The organism is Actinomadura formosensis NBRC 14204, from assembly GCF_001552155.1.
GTDB classification, from domain to species: domain Bacteria; phylum Actinomycetota; class Actinomycetes; order Streptosporangiales; family Streptosporangiaceae; genus Spirillospora; species Spirillospora formosensis.
The window spans coordinates 22,894-40,041 of record NZ_BCQQ01000060.1 but is presented as its reverse complement, the minus strand read 5'-3'; the positions used below and the strand labels follow the sequence as shown (position 1 = coordinate 40,041).

Below are 17,148 nucleotides of genomic sequence, written 5' to 3'. Positions count from 1 at the left end.
GCCCGCCACCCCGCCGCGCGGCGGGGCCGGTCGGCGTTCCCGGCGGGCGGGACGTGCCGCCGGCGCGGTCACCGCCGCCCGCCTGCACGCGCTGCACTCCGGCCACATCGGCGACTACGCCGCCTGGCTCACCGCTGGCGTCGCCGTCCTGGCCCTTCTCACCACCTGCTTTCGACCCCGTCCCGCGGCGGCCGTCCCGTCCTGGCCGCCAGCGCCGCACCGGTGACCCGTGCCGCCCCCCCGGGGGGCGGGCTCAGGGGCTCCACAGACGGCGTCTGCGGTAGCGGGGCTCCCACATCACCCGGTTGCGCTCCCGCAGCGGCCGGGGCAGCGCCGTCAGGAACCGGCTCCGCTCGACCGGCGCGATCCCGTCCACCACCCACGGCACGAACAGCGGCACGCCGGCCCGGCAGCGGGCGCCGGCCTCGACGGCCAGCGCCCGCCACTCCCCCGGCGCCAGCACCGCCTCGGCCAGCGGCAGCGCGGTCGCCTCCTCGTGCCGCAGATGCGCCTCCAGCGCCTCCCGCAACGTCCGCACCGCGCCCGGCGCGGCGCCGCGGTCCCCCAGCGCCGCGTCGACATCGGCGACCAGCGGGCCGATCCCGGTGTGCTCGGCGCGGATCTCCTCCAGCACCGCCCGCTCGGCGCGGCGCCCCGCGACCGCCTCCCGCACCCGCGGCCACAGCAGCCGGTCCTCCAGGTCATGGTGCATGTCCAGCTGATCTTTGAAGTTGTCCCAGCCCGCGCGGACGTGCGCGGCCCCGCCCTTGCCCGCCGCCACGGCCGCCGCCAGCCGGTCCAGGTCCCGGCGGAATGCGTGGTGCGCGGCGTACAGCAGGGTGTGGCAGACCGCCTCGCGTGGCTGGACCACGAAAGTTCCCATACTGATATGAGCGCCCGGGCCTCACGAATGTGACGTCTGCCGGGCCGGGCGAGATGCACCTCACACCCCGGCCCCGCCGGCACCGGGTTCAGGTGCGGGCGATGGCGGCGTCGATGCCGTCCAGGACGAGTTCAAGACCGTCCTCGAACGCCTCCCGCGCCGCCTGCTCCAGGTACGGGACATCGTCGTGGCCGGCGGGCTGCGCACTGCCGTACAGCCTGGACACCAGGGGGAAGCACTCGCCGAACCCGGGTGCCACCTCCTCCAGGGCGTCGGTGCGGCCGTACCACCACTGCTCCTCCGACAGGCCCGTCGCCTGTGCCGCCTGCCGCGACTCGGCGAGGGTCTGCGCCGTGCCCCGCACCACGCTCGCCAGCGCCGACACCGCCCGCCGGACACGCCGCGCGTCCAGCCCGGTCGCGGTCAGGACGCCCAGCAGCGCCTCCAGCGCCCGGTACTCGTTGGGGCCCAGCACCGGGCGGGCCTGGGAGACCTGCAGCATCCACGGATGCCGCAGGTAGAACTCCCAGGAGTCCTGTGCCCAGCGCATCAGTGCCGGCCGCCAGCCCCCCGCAAGGTCGTAGCCGGCGGGCAGCTCGGCCAGCGCCCGGTCGTACATCAGGTCGACCAGTTCGCTCTTGCCCGGGACGTAGGTGTAGAGGGCCATCGCCGTGCGGCCGAGGCGCTCACCGACCGCGCGCATCGACAGCGCCGCCATTCCCGCCTCGTCGGCGACGGCGATCGCGATGTCCACGATCAGTTCCACGCTCAGGCCCGGTTTCGGCCCCGGCCCGTGGCGGGACGGCCCCGGCGCGCGCCACAGCAGTTCCATCGAGCGGCGCGGATCACCCTGCCCGGCGAAGACGACCAAGCCATATCTCCTTATGGCATAAACTGATCCTTCTCTTTACAGTCTAAGTCATTAAGGAGCCCCCATGTCCGTCCAGCCGACGGCTCCGCCGCCGGGCGGGCGCGCCGCCGCCGACGCCCACGACGTCATCGAGGTCCGCGGCGCCCGGGAGAACAACCTCGCCGGCGTCGACCTGGACGTCCCCAAACGCCGCCTCACCGTGTTCACCGGCGTGTCGGGGTCGGGCAAGTCGTCGCTGGTGTTCGGCACCATCGCCGCCGAGTCGCGGCGGCTGATCAACGAGACCTACACCGCGTTCGTGCAGGGGTTCATGCCGCCCGTCGGCCGCCCGGACGTCGACGCGCTGCGCAACCTCAGCGCCGCGATCGTCGTCGACCAGGAACGGATGGGCGGCAACGCCCGCTCCACCGTCGGGACCGCCACCGACGCCCACACCATGCTGCGGATCATCTTCAGCCGGATCGGCCGGCCGCACGCCGGCACCTCCTCGGCGTTCAGCTTCAACAACGCCGAGGGCATGTGCCCCGCCTGCGAGGGCCTCGGCCGCGCCTCGCGGGTCGACATCGACCAGCTCGTCGACCGCGACCTGTCGCTGAACGAGGGCGCCATCACCGTCCCGGGCTTTGCCGTCGGCTCCTGGTACTGGAAGGTGATCGCCGAGTCCGGCCTGGTCGACCCCGACGCCAAGGTGCGCGACTACACCCCCGCCCAGTGGGACGACTTCCTCAACAAACCCGCCATCAAGATCAAAAGCAGCGGGATCAACACCACCTACGAGGGGCTGCTGGTCAAGGTGCGGCGCCTGTACCTCGGCAAGGACAAGGAGACCCTGCAGCCGCACATCCGCGCGTTCGTCGACCGCGCCGTCACCTTCAGCGCCTGCGCCGCATGCGGCGGCGCCCGGCTCAACCCCGCCGCCCTGGCCAGCCGGATCGCCGGCCGCAACATCGCCGACTGCGCCGCCATGCAGATCAGCGACCTGGCCGGGTTCGTCCGCGAGATCACCGACCCGTCCGTCGCGCCCGTGCTGGCCACCCTGCAGGGCACCCTGGACTCCCTGGTCGAGATCGGTCTCGGCTATCTCAGCCTGGACCGCGAGTCCACCACCCTGTCGGGAGGCGAGGCGCAGCGCGTCAAGATGGTCCGCCACCTGGGCTCCAGCCTCACCGACGTCACCTACGTCTTCGACGAGCCCACCGCCGGGCTGCACCCCCACGACATCGCGCGCATGAACGACCTGCTGCTGCGGCTGCGCGACAAGGGCAACACCGTCCTGGTCGTCGAGCACAAGCCCGAGACGATCATGATCGCCGACCACATCGTCGACCTCGGCCCCGGCGCCGGCGCCTCCGGCGGGCGGGTGTGCTACACCGGCGACCTGGCCGGGCTCCGCGCGTCCGGCACCCTCACCGGACGCCACCTCGACCACCGCGCCCGGCTGCGCGACACGGTCCGCGAGCCGGCCGGGCACCTGTCGATCAAGGGCGCGGACCTGCACAACCTCAAGAACGTCGACGCCGAGATCCCCCTCGGCGTCCTCACCGCCGTCACCGGCGTCGCCGGGTCCGGCAAGAGCTCCCTCATCCACGGGGCGCTGCCCGGACGCGACGGCGTCGTCGTGGTCGACCAGTCCCCCATCCGCGGATCCCGCCGCAGCAACCCCGCCACCTACACCGGGCTGCTGGATGCGATCCGCACCGCGTTCGCCAAGGCCAACGGCGTCAAGGCCGCCCTGTTCAGCGCCAACTCCGAAGGCGCCTGCCCCACCTGCAAGGGCATCGGGCTGGTCTACACCGACCTGGCGATGATGGCCGGCGTCGCCTCGGTCTGCGAGGAGTGCGAGGGCCGCCGCTACACCGCCGAGGTCCTCACCCACACGCTGCGCGGCAAGGACATCAGCCAGGTCCTGGCCATGTCGGTCGCCGAGGCCCGCGAGTTCTTCACCGCAGGCCCGCCGGCGCCGCAGGCCCGCGCCGTCCTGGACCGCCTCGCCGACGTCGGCCTGGGCTACCTGACCCTCGGCCAGCCGCTCACCACCCTGTCCGGCGGTGAGCGGCAGCGCCTCAAGCTCGCCATCCACATGGCCGAGAAGGCCGCCGTCTACATCCTCGACGAACCCACCACCGGCCTGCACCTCGCCGACGTCGACCAGCTCCTGGCCCTGCTGGACCGGCTCGTCGACGCCGGCAACACCGTCATCGTCATCGAGCACCACCAGGCCGTCATGGCGCACGCCGACTGGATCATCGACCTCGGGCCCGGCGCCGGCAGCGACGGCGGCGAGATCGTCTTCACCGGCACCCCCGCCGATCTGGTCGCCGGGGCCGACACCCTCACCGCCCGCCACCTGCGCCAGTACGTCGGCGCCTGACCCGCGCCGGCCCGCCGGGGCCCGCCTCCCCGGCGGGCCGGCGCGGTGCGGCCCCGGCCAGGACCTCCAGGTAGTGGGCGTTGGACATCACGCCCACGAGGTTGCCGAACGGGTCGATCACCGACGCGGTCACGAACCCCTCACCGCGCTCGGTGATCTTCTCGTGCTCGCGGGCGCCCATCGCCAGCAGCCTGGCCACCGCCGCCTCCAGATCGTCCACGTGCCAGTACATGATCGCGCCGCCGGGCTCCCCGGTGCCCGGGCCACCGGGACGGAACCGGGCGTCGACCAGGCCCAGCTCGTGCGCGTAGTCCCCCACCCGGAACTCGTAGTAGGCGGCGCGGCCGTCCGGGCCCGGGGCGCTGAAGTACGGGCGGACGCCCAGCAGCTCGGCGTACCAGTCCCCGGCGGCCTCCAGGTCGTCCGCCCACAGGCTGATGGTCGCGAATCCTCGCAGCATGGCGTGCCTCCCCTTGCCGTTGCGGGACGGGCCCTCCGTCCCGGTTCCGGCGACGCTAGACCGCCAATAGGTCAGCGAACGTCCTAGCAGGACGGCAGGATGGCGAACATGCGTGATCCGTCCGGGCGGCTGCTGCGGCTGCTGTCCCTGCTGCAGACGCCCCGCGAATGGTCCGGCACCGAACTGGCCGCGCGGCTCGGCGTCACCGCCCGCACCATCCGCCGCGACATCGACCGGCTCCGCGGCCTCGGCTACCCCGTCCACGCCACCCACGGCAACACCGGCGGCTACCGCCTCACCGCCGGCACCGCGATGCCGCCGCTGCTGCTGGACGACGAGGAGGCCACCGCCATCGCCATCGGCCTGCGCACCGCCGCCGCCGGTGCCGTCACCGGCATCGAGGACACCTCCCTGCGCGCCCTCGCCAAACTCGAACAGGTCCTGCCCCACCGGCTCCGGCAGCGCGTCGCCGCGCTCACCGAGGCCGCAGCGCCGCTCCCGCCGCACGACGGCGCGCCGCCCCCCGCCGAGTCCGCCGTCCTGGCCCTGCTCGCCGCCGCCTGCGTCACCCGCGAGATGGTCCGTTTCACCTACACCGCCGCCGGCGGGCAGCGGACCCGGCGGCTGGCACAGCCGCACCGGCTCCTCACCGCCGCCCGCCGCTGGTACCTGCTCGCCCACGACGAGGACCGCGCCGGCTGGCGCACCTTCCGCGCCGACCGCATCACCGACCCCCACCGCACCGGGATGCGCGGCCCCGAACGGGAACTGCCCGGCGGCGCCGACCCCGTCTCCTGGACCATGGACGCCCTCGCCGGCGGATCCGGGACGATCCGCGCGCGGCTCCTGCTGCACGCCCCCATCACCGAGGCCGCCGAGCACGTCACCGCCTGGCAGGGCGTCCTGGAACCCGCCGGCGACCACGCCTGCCTGCTGCACACCCGGTCGGACTCACTGCGGTTCCTCGCCCACCGCGTCGCCCTGCTGCCCGTCGACTACACCCTGCTCGACCCACCCGAACTCGCCCCGCACCTGGCCGCCATCGCCCGCCGCGCCACCCGCGCCATCCGCGACCTGCCCACCTAGCCGAGAGAGGTGTCGCCCAGCGACTCCAGCAGCGTGCGCAGCGCGGCGGCGATGCGGTCACGGCCGGCCGGGTCCAGCCCCGCCAGCAGCCGGTCCTCGTTGGCGGTGTGCAGGCCGAGCAGCTCGTCCACGACCTCCAGACCCCGCGGGGTCAGCCGAACCCGCACCGACCGCCGGTCACCGGCGTCGCGGACCCGCTCGACCAGCCCCTTGGCCTCCAGCCGGTCGATCCGGTTGGTGATCGCGCCCGAGGTCACCATCGCCGCCTTCAGCAGCGCCCCCGCCGTCAGCTCATAGGGGGCCCCGTGCCGGCGCAGCGTCGCCAACACGTCGAACTCCCAGCGCTCCAGGCCGTGCGCGGCGAAGAAGGCCTTCAGCTCCCGGCCCAGCAGCTGCTGCGCCCGCGAGATCCGCCCGATGACGCCCATCGCCGACACGTCCAGGTCGGGACGCTCACGCGCCCACTGCGCCAAAATCGCGTCCACCGCGTCCGCCATCGCACCCCCTCGAAGCATCTCAACGTTGAGATTATCGATCAGCCGAAGACCCCGGCACGGGCGACTTCCAGAAGATCGCGCTCGACACGGTCGCCTCCCCCATCCGCGGGCTGCTCACTTCTTGATCTGCTCGGTGATCTTCTCGTCGATGCAGCCGTATCCCAAAGACGGTGTACTCGCGGAGTTCGCCGTCTTCCTCATACGTCCTGATGCCGTCGCCGAAGCGGCGCCGCACCGCCTCCAGCGCCGGTCCGACCTCGCGGGAGGCTGCCAGGGCCGAGGGCGGCATGCCCAGCAGCACATCGAGCAGAAGGCTGAAACCGTCGTCCTCGTCGTGGACGGCAAGGTCGGCCCGCCGCCGGATCTCGGCGGCGATCGTGTCGGCCGTCTCCGGGAGGCCGATCGCTTGCAGGGTCACCTTCGCCTGGTGCCGGGTGTCCCGGTAGATCTCCTCGTCCTCCAGGACGGCCAGCAGGGTCGGCGTCGCGGGCGCCGCGGCCGCGCCGGCCCTCCCGAGGGCGTACATCAGCCGGTACTTGGTCGACTCGTCCCGGAACCAGTGGTCGGCGCCGTGCCGGGAAGGGAAGGGGAACGCGCGGAGCGCCGCGTGCACCGCCGGGACCGCGGCGGCGCCGCGTTCGCCCAAGGCGGCCGAGGTCAGCGCCCCGAGGAAGTTGCCGATTCCTGGCAGGCTCGCGATGAGCTCCTCGGTCGGGGATTCGTCCTCGCCGGTGAAGTACGCCAGCAACCGCCCGGCGGAACCGTGGCCGCCGTGACGATCGAACATCCGGTAGAGGGCGGTGGTGGCCTTGTCCTGGTCGATCTCCGCCAGCGCGATCACTGCGGACTCCCGGGCCGCCGGTCCCGCACCGTTCACGATCAGGTCCGCCAGCGCGTCCACCGCCGTCTCATGCCGGGTTTCGTCGAGGTCGCCTGAGGCCAGCTCACGGACTGCGGCCACGCTCGCCGGGCCGTCGTCGCAGTGATGGCGGACGTCGTCGGGCAGGTTCTCCACGTCACCATCGTCCACCACCCACGAGGGGCGGCCGACACGTTGCGGCACGAGCCCGGCGTGGCCGGACCAGTGGAGAACATGGACCTGGCCGCCACGCCCGCCGAGCAACACGGGCGGCCAGGCCACGCGCGTTCGCCGGGAGCGGCAGCCTGGAACTGTACGAGGCGGAGGTATCCGGCGCCGGACCGGCCGGTACGGTCATCGCCTTCGAGACGGGGACCTTCCACCGCGGTACCCGGCTGACTGCGCCTCGCAGTGCCCGCTACAGCATGCACCTGGGGTTTCGGCCCTCCCACCTCCGGTGGGGACAGCGAACCGGATGGGCTGCGCAGGGCTTCGAACGAGCATGGGCCGGCTTCGTCCACCGCGCCACACCACGACAGCTCCGCTCTCTTTGACCCCGCTGGGCCGTTAGCGCACAAGCCCCGGCTCCTCCCGGCCTTCATCGACAAGGTCGGCAGCCCCGCAGCCTCATGGGCTTGGGCTCCTGGGTGGAGGGAAACGGGCAAGGCTCGGCTGCCGGCACGGCTGGACCCGCGCGCCTCAGTTGTGGGGGCGCAGGCCGTCCAGCAGGACGGTGAGGTAGGCGTCGGTGAGGCCGGGTGAGGGGGGCTCGGCGCGGGCGACGGCCAGGGCGGTCGCGCCGATGAGCGTGGTGGTGACGGCGGGGTCGAGGTCGGTGCGGACCTCGCCGTCGCGCCGGGCGCCGTCGATCATCTCCTCGACGGCGGCGACCAGGTCGGCGCGCAGCGCGGTGGTGGCGGGCAGGTCGAGGCCGCCGAGCTGGTCGTTGACGGCGTGGTGCGCTGTCTGGAAGGCGATCAGCTCGCGCAGGAAGGTGCACAGGGCCTGGTGGGGGGTGGTCTCGGCGAGCAGGGTGCGGGCGCGCTCGACGACGGGTTGCAGTAGCCGGGCGACGGCGGCGTCCAGCAGGGCGTCCTTGCCGCCGAAGGCGCGCACGACGGTCGCGGCGCCCAGTCCGGCGCGTTTGGCGATGGCCTCGACGGTGAGGGAGGTGCCCGGTTCGGCCAGCAGCGCCATGGCGGCGTCCAGGGTGAGGTCCCGGTTGCGGACGGCGTCGGCGCGCCGCCTGGGCGTGGGCGCGGGTTCCGGTGAAGGCGTTGACAAGTGAAATGCTCCTTCCACATAATCATCTGGAACGCACGTTTCACTTAATCCTAGCGTGAGGAGCCCCCCATGAACGAGCGGATCCTGATCTCCGGAGCGAGCATCGCCGGCCTGACGCTGGCCCACTGGCTGGCCCGGCACGGCTTCCGGCCCACCATCGTCGAGCGCGCTCCCGACCTGCGCGCCGGCGGCAACGGCGTGGACGTGCGCGACGACGCGGTCACCGTGGTCGAGCGGATGGGCCTGATGGCCCGGGTGCGGGAGTTGGCCACCGACGTGCGCGGCATGAAGTTCGTCGACGCCGCCGACCGCGCCGTCGCCCGGATCGACACCCGCGATCCCGGCTCGGTGGAGATCATGCGCGGTGACCTGGTCGCGCTGCTGCGCGAGGCGACCGAGGACGCCGAGATCCTGTTCGGCGACTCGATCCGCGCCCTGGAGCAGGACGGCGACGAGGTGACAGTCACCTTCGAGCACGCGCCCGCCCGCCGCTTCGACCTGGTGATCGGCGCCGACGGGATGCACTCCAACGTCCGGCGGCTGGCGTTTGGGCCCGAGGAGCGGTTCGTGGCGTTCAAGGACCACTACTTCGCCTTCGCCGACGCCGACGCCGCGCTGGGCGAGGACCGCTGGGTGACGATGTTCAACACCCCCGGCAAGATGACCGGGATCTACCGGTCGGGCAACCACGCCCAGGCCAAGGCGTACTTCATGTTCCGCTCGCAGCGGCTGGAAGTCGACCACCGCGACGTCGCCGCGCACAAGCGCCTGGTCGCTGAGCAGTTCGCCGACCACCCGTGGGCGCCGACCCGGGGCCTGCTGGATGCGGCCCTGGCCGACCCCGACTTCTACTTCGACTCCCTGGGCCAGGTGCAGATGGACTCCTGGTCGAACGGCCGGATCGCGCTGGTCGGGGACGCGGCCTGGTGCGCCTCCCCCGCCTCGGGCGCGGGCGCCGAACTGGCCCTGACCGGCGCCTACCGGCTGGCCGGGGAACTGGCCGCCGCGGGCGGCGACCACCGGACCGCGTTCGCCCGCTACAACGCCGTCCACCGGCCGCTGGTCGACCGCAAGCAGCAGATCGGCCCGAACGTCCGCCTCATGATCCCCAAGACCGACGGCGGCCGGTGCGTCCGCGACGCCCTCGCCCGCCTGCCGCTGATGAAGGCTCTCGGCGCGGCCGAGCGCCGCCTGCAGGCCCGCAGCACCCGGCCCCTGACCGACTACCGCCGCGCCGCCTGAACCGCCCCCCACCAGCTCATCCCCCAGGGAAATTCAGTGTCAGAGATGGCCCCGTCCACCAACAGTTTCCGGACTCCCCAGGAGGCAGACATGACCGCCCCCGCCTTTCCCCGCTCCCCGCGCCGCTGGCTGGCGTTGGCCGCGCTGACCCTGAGCGTGCTGATCGTCGGGCTCGACGGCACCGTCATCAGCGTCGCCTTGCCCACGCTGGCCGCCCGGCTGCCCGCCGACAGTGCCCAGTTGCAGTGGATCGGCGGCGGCTACCTGCTCGCCCTCTCGATCGCCATGCTGCCGTTCGGCCTGCTCGGCGACCGCTTCGGCCACAAGCGGCTGCTGCTCGGCGGCATGGCCCTGTTCGGTCTCGCCTCGCTCGGCGGCGCCGCCGCCGGCTCCGCCGCGGGCGTCATCGCGGCCCGCACCGTGCTCGGCCTGGGCGCGGCGGCGATCATGCCGCTGTCCATGGCGATCCTGCCCCGCGTCTTCGACAAGGACGAACTTCCGCGCGCCATCGGTGTCTGGACCGCCGCGACCGCACTCGGCCTGCCGGTCGGTCCGCTCGTCGGCGGCTGGCTGCTGCAGCACTTCTGGTGGGGCTCGGTCTTCCTGTTCAACGTGCCGGTCGTCGCCCTCGCTTTCGCCGCCGCCGCCTGGCTGCTCCCCTCCGACGCAGGCCACGAGCGCCGCCCCGGAGTCGACGGCCCGTTCGATGCCCCGGGCACCGTGCTCAGCGCCCTCGGCATCACGGCCCTGGTCTACGGCACCATCCTGATCCCGGAGCAGGGCTGGTCCGCCCCACAGGTCCTGGTCTCGCTCCCGCTCGGCCTGGCGTTGCTGGCAGCCTTCCTCTGGCACGAGCGCCGCCACCCGCGCCCGCTGGTCGACCTGCGGCTCCTCGCCGACCCCGGGTTCCGCTGGGGCGCGCTGCTCGCCGTCTTCGTCAACTTCGCGGTCATGGGCGTCCTCTTCGTCCTCCCGCAGTACCTCTCCGGCGTGCTCGGCGCCGACGCCCTCGGCACCGGTCTGCGGATGCTGCCGCTGATCGGCGGGCTGATGGCCGCCGCCGCGGCCGGCGAGCCGGTGGTCGCCCGCCTCGGCGCACGCACCGTCATCGCCCTCGGCCTGACCCTGCTCGCCGGCGGCGCGCTGCTCGGCGCGACCACCGGGCCTGCGGACGGCTACGGCTTCGCCGCTCTCTGGCTGGCGCTGACCGGCCTCGGCTTCGGCCTCGCGGTCGTCCCCGCCACCAGCCTGGCGATCGGTACCCTCCCGGCCGACCGGGCCGGGGCGGGCACCAGCCTGCTGGAGACGGTGCAGCAGGTGGGCGGCGTCCTCGGGATCGCCGCGCTGGGCAGCCTGCTCGGATTCGGCTACCTGCGGCGGCTGGTGACCGACCGTCTGCCCGCCGACGCCGCGGCCGCCGCCCGCGGCTCGGTTTCCGGCGCGGACGCGGTGGCGCAGCAACTGCACGACGCCGCGCTGGCCGCCTCGGCCCACGCGGCCTTCGTCCACGGCATGGACCTGGTGCTGGTGGTCTGCGGCGTGCTCTCCCTCGCTGCCGCGGTGCTCGCCGTTGTCGTCCTGCCCGCCCGCACCACCGCTTCCCGGGAAGTGGCCGGGGCGGTGCCCGAGCGCGCAGAATCGCCGGCATGACGGCGCTGCTACTTCCACCTCAACGGCGAGCTTTCGAGAACGATCCAGAGCCGTTCGAGGACGCGCTGACCAACCGCGTGGCCACCGTCGTCGCTCTGCTCGCCGATCTCGTCAACACCGGCCGCGGCATCCGGCATCCCGAAGCCGGACAAGCCTGACCGGCCGATGCGCATCGGCCCGCGGGAGGGCCGGGAGGCCGTGGGCGGCGCGGCCGGACAGCAACCAGAGAACATCGCGCTTGGCAGTCAGGACGGCTGGACTTCGTCGAAGAGGGCGAGGGCTTCGGCGGGGTCCGGGCTCACGAGGCGTTCCAGACCGGCCGTCGTGATTCTCGCCCACCTGCCGGCCCGTGCCCACATCTGTTCCTCGAAGGCGCGGACGGCCTCGTCCAGATCTCCAGGGCCGGGAGCGGCGGCGATGGACTCGGCGAGTTCGGCGCCTTCCAGCATCGCGAGGTTCGCGCCCACCCCCAATGGGGGCATCAGGTGGGCGGCGTCGCCCAGCAGCGTCACCCCGGGGACGTGGGCCCAGGTGTGGGACACGGGCAGGACGTAAAGGGGACGGTGGACGAAAGCGGTGCCGTGGCGGAGGAGGTCGAGGACGGGAGCGGCCCAGCCGTCGAACAGAGCCAGCAGGCTTGATCGCACGGCCTCGACCTCGGCCAGGTCCAGGTCCGTGTGCCAGTCCAGCGGCACGCGGAACTGGGCGTACACCTTGACGTGGCCGCCGCTGTTGCGCTGGGCGACGAGGCCGCGGTTCACGCCGTACACAGCCACGGAACCGTCGCCGATCAGCCGGGCGAGGTCGGGGTGGCGGGTGTCGATGTCGTCCAGGGAGGTCTCGACCGAGGTGACGCCGGTGTAGTGCGGCGTCGCGGACGAGATCGCCGGGCGGACTCGGGACCAGGCGCCGTCCGCGCCGATCACGAGGTCGAAGGTTTCCTGTCGCCCGTCCGCGAAATGGACCAGCACGCCATCCCGGGTCTGCGGCACTACCTGCGTCACGCTCCGCCCCCACTGAACGTCCAGAGGGCCGAGCAGCAGGTCACGGAGTTGCCCGCGGTCGATCTCGGGATTGGCCCGGTCACCCGGACGGGGTTGCCAGTCGCGGAGGACGGTCCCGTCCGTGTCCAGGATGCGCATGGCCTGCCCCTCGGGACGGGACAGCGCCTGGAACTCCGCCAGCAGCCCCGCCTTCGCCAGCGCGAGCTGGCCAAGCCCTTCGTGCAGGTCCAGCGTGCCGCCCGGGGGACGGGCGTCGGGGCCGGGATCGCGCTCGAGAACGGTGACGCGATGATCATGGCGGTGCAGGACGCGGGCGAAGGTAAGGCCGGCGGGGCCGCCCCCGATCACGGCGATACGGTGTCTCATGTCGATACACTGTATTTTTCTCTTACAACGTATCGCAACAGTACGTTGTAACCATGACTGTGTGGGACCGGCCGGAGCCGCCGACTCGCCCCGCGCCGCTCGACCGGGAGCGGATCGTTGCCGCCGCCATCGCGCTGGCCGACGAGGGAGGGCTGGAGGCGGTGTCGTTGCGCAAGGTCGCCGCCCGGCTGGACGTCGGCCCGATGCGGCTGTACGGATACATCTCCACCAAGGAGGAGCTGTTCGACCTCATGGTGGACGAGGTCCACGCCGAGATCCTCCCCGAGGAGCAGCCCGGTGACTGGCGGGAGGCGCTGCGCATCCGCGCCCACCGCACCAGGCAGGCCACCCTCCGTCACCAATGGCTGGCCGACCTGCTCGGCGGCCGTCCGACCCTGGGCCCGAACGCCCTCGCCGTGACCGAGACCACGCTGGCCGCCCTCGACGGCCTCACCGACCTCGACACCGTCCTGCGCGCCGTGGAGACTGTCAGCGCCTACTTCACTGGCGCGATCAGGCGCGAGATCGCGAACCTGCGGGCCGAGCGCGCCACGGGCCTGTCCAAGCGCGACTGGCAGCGCGCCTCCGGCCCGCATCTGCGGAGGATACTGGCCACGGGCCGCTTCCCGGCACTGGCCAAGGCCGTGTACGACGGCACGGACGTGGACGCCGAGGCGTCCTTCGCGACCGGCCTGGAGTGGGTCCTCGACGCCGTGGCCGCCAAACTCGCCCGGCCGCCGGCGTGACGCTCAGGATTTCCAGGTGACATCCGTGGCACCGATGGAAGGGTCACGGAGGCACTTATAGGCATTCCTCGACGGTGGACTGCCAGATCTGCGGGTGGTACCTCGGCGATGACCGGCCTCCGCCATCACAAAGCGCAGCCCCCAATCTGCCCCGGCGCTGATACACACAGAGTGCTAGTTCCCAAGCCCGAACACCGCGGAGACTCGCTGTGCAAGATCTTCCTCGGTGACCTGGAAATCCACCCTGAGCCGGCAGAGGCCCAGATGCCGGGTCTGCTCGGTGAGCCGGTCGGTGAACAGTGCATCGCGCTGGAGCAGGTTCTGCAGTGCATGCTGCGGGTCGCCGGTCTTGGCGATGAATCCCCACGCCGGGCCACCACGACTGTCGAACACCGCCTGGCGGAACTGGGGAGTCGGCAGCAGCCACACAGCGCGACGCACCTCGGTGAGAAGGGGTTGGACGAGGTCGGGCAGCAGCCGGAACCCCTCGACGACCACCGGCCGGTCGGCGGGGAGGGCGAGAAGGTCTTCAAGGATCAGGTTGAATCCTTCTCCGTGAAACCAGTGGAAGGTATCGAGCATCTCGCGCGGACTTCTGGTCACCCACCGCTCGTCCATGTCCATGGCGGCGAACTCGCCCAGGTAAGGAGCCTGTTCCATGGGCATGCGGCGGGTGTGGTCGGGCATGACCGCGTCGCTGTCGTACAAGCGCATCCCATACCGGTCGGCTATGCGCCGGGCGATGGTGGATTTTCCGGCCCCACTGCCGCCGCCGATCCAGTAGACGTGGCGCAACCGCTCCCGCCAAACACGGGGGAAAGCCCCTTCGGGCAGTGCAGAGTACATTCGTTGGCTCCTGTCGAGTGCCTACCGGCTTGAGTTCTGACGTGAAGGTCCATTCGGGTCTGTGCTGCGGCCGACCTGCCTCAATCTTGTCGGCCCAGGCTTGAGATCTCAGTGGCTATGCCAGTCGGTGAGGACGAGGGCAGCGGCGGTGGCCGCGAGCAGAGCGGCCCCATCGACCAGGGTGCCCGCTGGATGGTCCGACCGTGAGCCGTCGGGCGCGAGGTCGTCGGGGTCGAGCGGCTGCCATGTGCAGGCGGTCTTGGGGCCCGCTCAGATCCGGGTCACCAGGGGGAAGTAACTGAGCGTTACGGTTATGACTGTGAGGGACCCGCGCATCGCAGTGGAACGAAATCCGGTGCTCAGGAGCGAGTTGGCTACCTCCGGCGGGTCTTAGGCGCCGGAGGCGACCTCGTCGCTGTTTACCGGAAGGCCTCGACGTTGCGGCGGGCCCACTCGGTGAAGGGGCGGGGCGCGCGGCCCAGCACGCGCTCGACGTCCGGGCTGAGCCGCAGTTCGGCGGCGTTGGGCTCGCCGAGGACGGCCAGCGTGGTCTCCACGACCGGCTCCGGCATGAACGCGGCCATCCGCGCGTGCGCCTCGGCCCGGGTCAGCTCCACGAACCGCACCGGCTCACCGAGGGCCGCGCCGATCGCCTCGGCCTGCTGCCGGGGCGTGACGGCCGCCGGCCCGTTCAACTCGTAGGCACGCCCCGTGTGTTCGTCCTTGCGCAGGGCCACGGCCGCGACCTCCGCGATGTCCGCCGGATCGATCACCGGGATCCCGACATCACCGAACGGCGCGGCGACGGTCCGCTCGGCGCGTACCGATTCCGCCCAGGCGTAGGCGTTGGACGCAAAGCCGCCGGGCCGCAGGATCGTCCAGGCCAGGCCCGACTCGCGCACCGCTTCCTCGATAGCCCGCATGACGCCTCCGTGCGAGGGCGACTCCGGCCTGGTCACCACGCCTTGCGAGGAGAGCAGCACCACCCGCCGGACCCCGGCGACCCTGGCCACGTCCACAATGGCTCTCGGGTCGAGCCCATGGCCGCCCGCGCCGCCGTCGTGCAGGAACAACGCCTCGGCCCCGGAGAAGGCGGGCCGCAGGGTCTCCGGCGCGGCCAGGTCGGCCCGCACGTGTCTGGTCCCGCTCGGCAGGTCCACCGGGGCCATCCCCCTCGACACCGCCGTCACCCGCTCCCCCGCCTCCGTCATGGCCCGCACCAGCGACCGACCGACATTTCCGGTCGCACCCGTCACCACGATCATGATCAACCCCCGCGTCTTTCCCTGTGGTTTCTCGCGATGACGGCGACGCTAACAGCCTCCGTATAGTAGGTACCTAGAGGAAAGTAACTACCTCAGAGGGGTGTAACACATGGCGACCGAGACGAACCGGCCGGCGGCCGATGCCATGACCGCCCCCGAGCTGGCCTGCCCGATCTCCCCGGTCGTTGACATCGTGTTCAGCCGGTGGACCACGCCCATCCTTTGGTCGCTCCACACCTTCGGCCGCCAGCGGTTCGTCGAGCTGGAGCGGCGCGTCAAGAGCATCACTCCCAAGGTGCTCACCCAGCGCCTGCGTCAACTGGAGCGCGACGGCCTGGTCGTCCGCACCTACCATCCTGAGGTGCCGCCGCGCGTCGAATACGAGATCAGCGAGCTCGGCCGCAGCCTCGCCCCCCTCTTCGCCCACCTCGCCGAGTGGGCCGCCACCAACCTTGAGCACGTCGAACGGGCCCGGCGGCACTACGACGACGCGGGGGCGATCCGCGGCTCTAGATGATTGCGAGCGTTGGTGACCTTGGACGGACGTCACAGATCTTCACCTGACCAAGGTCATTTGAAGAGCACGGGGCGCTTGTCCTAAGGGCGTGGCCCTCCCCGCCGCAGCGAAAGAGGACCACGCACGGTTCGCGAGATCAGCAGCAGCTCGACCCCGCGGCAGCCTTGGACGGCTCGACGTCGGCCGCCTGCTGGCCAGTGGCGCAGCATGCAGAGTCGTCGGCCTTGGCAAGGGTGTCGGCGTCGGCCTTGACCGTGTAGACCTCCCAGGGTTCGCCGCCGGGGCCGTGGACCCACACTTTGTCCTGCAGGGCGTAGCAGCAGGAGGTGTCGTTCTCCTCCAGCGTTGCCAGCCCGGCGTCGGCCAGGCGCTTGGTGGCGTCGTGGACGAGGCCGGAGTCCTCGACCTCGACGCCGAGGTGGTCCAGGCGGGTTGGCTCGTCGCCGTCGCCTTCGATGAGGACGAGCTTGAGCGGCGGCTCGGCGATGGCGAAGTTGGCGTAGCCGGGACGGCGCTTGGCCGGCTCGGCGCCGAACAGCTTGGAGTAGAAGGCGATCGAGCCTTCCAGATCGGATACGCGCAGAGCGAGCTGAACGCGGGACATCGGTTCCTCCTCGTGTGGTGGACGGCGTGATGCGGGCGATGTCGACCATGGAGGCCGGCGTGAGCCCGTACCGGTGCTGATTAGATGCTTGTCTAAGCAGCCGGTAGCCCGAGTTTGCAACGTGCCTAGATAGATGTCAAATTAGAGACATGTCTAAGCAGCAGTTGCCGATCGTGAATTCGGGTGTGGTCGCCGGTGACGGCGACGGGACGTGCTGCGCGCCCCTGGTCTGCGAGCCGTTGAGCCAGGCCGAGGCGGCCGAGTTGGCGCCGCTGTTCAAGGCGATCGCCGACCCGGTCCGCCTGCGGCTGCTGTCGTTGATCGCCTGCCATGAGGGCGGAGAAGCGTGCGTGTGCGACCTGACCGCCGCCTTCGATCTCACGGCGCCGACCATCAGCCATCACCTGAAGGTGCTCAAGCAAGCCGGGCTGATCGACTCCGAACGGCGCGGGACCTGGGTCTATTACTGGCTCAACCCCGGCGTCCTGGAGCGGCTGTCGGCGATTCTGGGGCCGCGTGCGGCCGCCGCGGCTGCTTCCGCGGCTGCTTCATGACCGGCCTCGAACCCGATCTGCAGACCGCGCCCGCCGGCGCCCG

Annotated in this window: 19 protein-coding genes; 9 read left to right on the top strand and 10 right to left on the bottom strand. The window is 71.9% G+C overall.

Annotation, left to right across the window (positions count from 1 at the left end):
- A partial coding sequence (locus AF1_RS35195) for a hypothetical protein (RefSeq protein WP_169804041.1) occupies positions 1-226 on the top strand: 226 nt, incomplete at its 5' end.
- 27 nt (positions 227-253) lie between these two features.
- Here the strand turns inward: AF1_RS35195 and AF1_RS17345 are convergent.
- The gene (locus AF1_RS17345; RefSeq protein ID WP_067799765.1) at positions 254-883 is read right to left on the bottom strand and encodes a hemerythrin domain-containing protein; all 630 of its coding nucleotides are present in this window, start codon (positions 881-883) and stop codon (positions 254-256) included.
- An 88-nt stretch (positions 884-971) separates the two neighbouring features.
- Positions 972-1,754: a TetR/AcrR family transcriptional regulator gene (locus AF1_RS17340; protein WP_067799762.1), complete on the bottom strand. Its 783-nt coding sequence runs from the start codon at positions 1,752-1,754 to the stop codon at positions 972-974.
- A 64-nt stretch (positions 1,755-1,818) separates the two neighbouring features.
- Between AF1_RS17340 and AF1_RS17335 the strand changes: the two genes are divergently transcribed.
- The gene (locus AF1_RS17335; protein ID WP_067799759.1) at positions 1,819-4,125 is read left to right on the top strand and encodes an ATP-binding cassette domain-containing protein; all 2,307 of its coding nucleotides are present in this window, start codon (positions 1,819-1,821) and stop codon (positions 4,123-4,125) included.
- On the opposite strand, the gene AF1_RS17330 is transcribed toward AF1_RS17335, so the two are convergent.
- A complete protein-coding gene (locus AF1_RS17330) occupies positions 4,088-4,585 on the bottom strand; it encodes a VOC family protein (protein WP_084263030.1) in 498 nt (165 codons plus the stop codon). The two genes, AF1_RS17335 and AF1_RS17330, sit on opposite strands and share 38 nt — an antisense overlap.
- Before the next feature lie 108 nt (positions 4,586-4,693).
- On the opposite strand from AF1_RS17330, the gene AF1_RS17325 reads away from it, so the two are divergent.
- Positions 4,694-5,671, top strand: a complete 978-nt coding sequence (locus AF1_RS17325) for a helix-turn-helix transcriptional regulator (protein WP_067799773.1) — start codon at positions 4,694-4,696, stop codon at positions 5,669-5,671.
- Here AF1_RS17325 and AF1_RS17320 read toward each other — a convergent pair.
- The 3 genes from AF1_RS17320 to AF1_RS17310 form a co-directional block, all read right to left on the bottom strand.
- Positions 5,668-6,168, bottom strand: coding sequence for a MarR family winged helix-turn-helix transcriptional regulator (locus tag AF1_RS17320; protein WP_067799754.1), 501 nt, complete (start codon positions 6,166-6,168; stop codon positions 5,668-5,670). The two genes, AF1_RS17325 and AF1_RS17320, sit on opposite strands and share 4 nt — an antisense overlap.
- 31 nt (positions 6,169-6,199) lie before the next feature.
- Entirely contained in the window at positions 6,200-7,231 is a 1,032-nt protein-coding gene (locus AF1_RS17315; RefSeq protein WP_131732881.1) for a hypothetical protein, read from the bottom strand.
- A gap of 495 nt (positions 7,232-7,726) precedes the next feature.
- Complete coding sequence (locus AF1_RS17310; RefSeq protein WP_067799749.1) at positions 7,727-8,311, bottom strand: TetR/AcrR family transcriptional regulator; 585 nt, start codon at positions 8,309-8,311, stop codon at positions 7,727-7,729.
- Positions 8,312-8,380: 69 nt separating this feature from the next.
- On the opposite strand from AF1_RS17310, the gene AF1_RS17305 reads away from it, so the two are divergent.
- The 3 genes from AF1_RS17305 to AF1_RS34480 all read left to right on the top strand — a co-directional run bounded on the left by AF1_RS17305 (position 8,381) and on the right by AF1_RS34480 (position 11,361).
- Positions 8,381-9,553 (top strand): FAD-dependent monooxygenase, encoded by a 1,173-nt coding sequence (locus tag AF1_RS17305; RefSeq protein ID WP_067799747.1) that lies wholly within the window; start codon positions 8,381-8,383, stop codon positions 9,551-9,553.
- 90 nt (positions 9,554-9,643) lie between these two features.
- Positions 9,644-11,203 (top strand): MFS transporter, encoded by a 1,560-nt coding sequence (locus AF1_RS17300; protein WP_067799744.1) that lies wholly within the window; start codon positions 9,644-9,646, stop codon positions 11,201-11,203.
- Positions 11,200-11,361 carry a hypothetical protein gene (locus AF1_RS34480; protein WP_157419217.1) on the top strand — a complete coding sequence of 54 codons (162 nt, stop codon included), beginning with the start codon at positions 11,200-11,202 and terminating at the stop codon, positions 11,359-11,361. The genes AF1_RS17300 and AF1_RS34480 overlap by 4 nt, the downstream gene beginning before the upstream one ends.
- Positions 11,362-11,448: 87 nt before the next feature.
- Here AF1_RS34480 and AF1_RS17290 read toward each other — a convergent pair whose 3' ends face one another.
- Positions 11,449-12,573 (bottom strand): FAD-dependent oxidoreductase, encoded by a 1,125-nt coding sequence (locus AF1_RS17290; RefSeq protein WP_067799739.1) that lies wholly within the window; start codon positions 12,571-12,573, stop codon positions 11,449-11,451.
- Positions 12,574-12,626: 53 nt separating this feature from the next.
- Between AF1_RS17290 and AF1_RS17285 the strand changes: the two genes are divergently transcribed.
- Positions 12,627-13,319, top strand: coding sequence for a TetR/AcrR family transcriptional regulator (locus AF1_RS17285; RefSeq protein ID WP_067799737.1), 693 nt, complete (start codon positions 12,627-12,629; stop codon positions 13,317-13,319).
- Between the two features lie 174 nt (positions 13,320-13,493).
- On the opposite strand, the gene AF1_RS17280 is transcribed toward AF1_RS17285, so the two are convergent.
- Both AF1_RS17280 and AF1_RS17275 read right to left on the bottom strand, forming a co-directional pair.
- A complete protein-coding gene (locus AF1_RS17280; RefSeq protein ID WP_067799734.1) occupies positions 13,494-14,165 on the bottom strand; it encodes a shikimate kinase in 672 nt (223 codons plus the stop codon).
- A 419-nt stretch (positions 14,166-14,584) separates the two neighbouring features.
- Positions 14,585-15,430, bottom strand: a complete 846-nt coding sequence (locus AF1_RS17275) for an NAD(P)H-binding protein (RefSeq protein WP_067799771.1) — start codon at positions 15,428-15,430, stop codon at positions 14,585-14,587.
- A gap of 109 nt (positions 15,431-15,539) precedes the next feature.
- Between AF1_RS17275 and AF1_RS17270 the strand changes: the two genes are divergently transcribed.
- Positions 15,540-15,947, top strand: coding sequence for a winged helix-turn-helix transcriptional regulator (locus AF1_RS17270; RefSeq protein WP_067799731.1), 408 nt, complete (start codon positions 15,540-15,542; stop codon positions 15,945-15,947).
- Positions 15,948-16,083: 136 nt separating this feature from the next.
- Here the strand turns inward: AF1_RS17270 and AF1_RS17265 are convergent, their stop codons facing one another.
- Entirely contained in the window at positions 16,084-16,551 is a 468-nt protein-coding gene (locus AF1_RS17265; RefSeq protein WP_067799729.1) for an ArsI/CadI family heavy metal resistance metalloenzyme, read from the bottom strand.
- 149 nt (positions 16,552-16,700) lie between these two features.
- On the opposite strand from AF1_RS17265, the gene AF1_RS17260 reads away from it, so the two are divergent.
- A complete protein-coding gene (locus AF1_RS17260) occupies positions 16,701-17,105 on the top strand; it encodes an ArsR/SmtB family transcription factor (RefSeq protein ID WP_067799726.1) in 405 nt (134 codons plus the stop codon).
- The last annotated feature ends 43 nt before the right edge of the window (positions 17,106-17,148 follow it).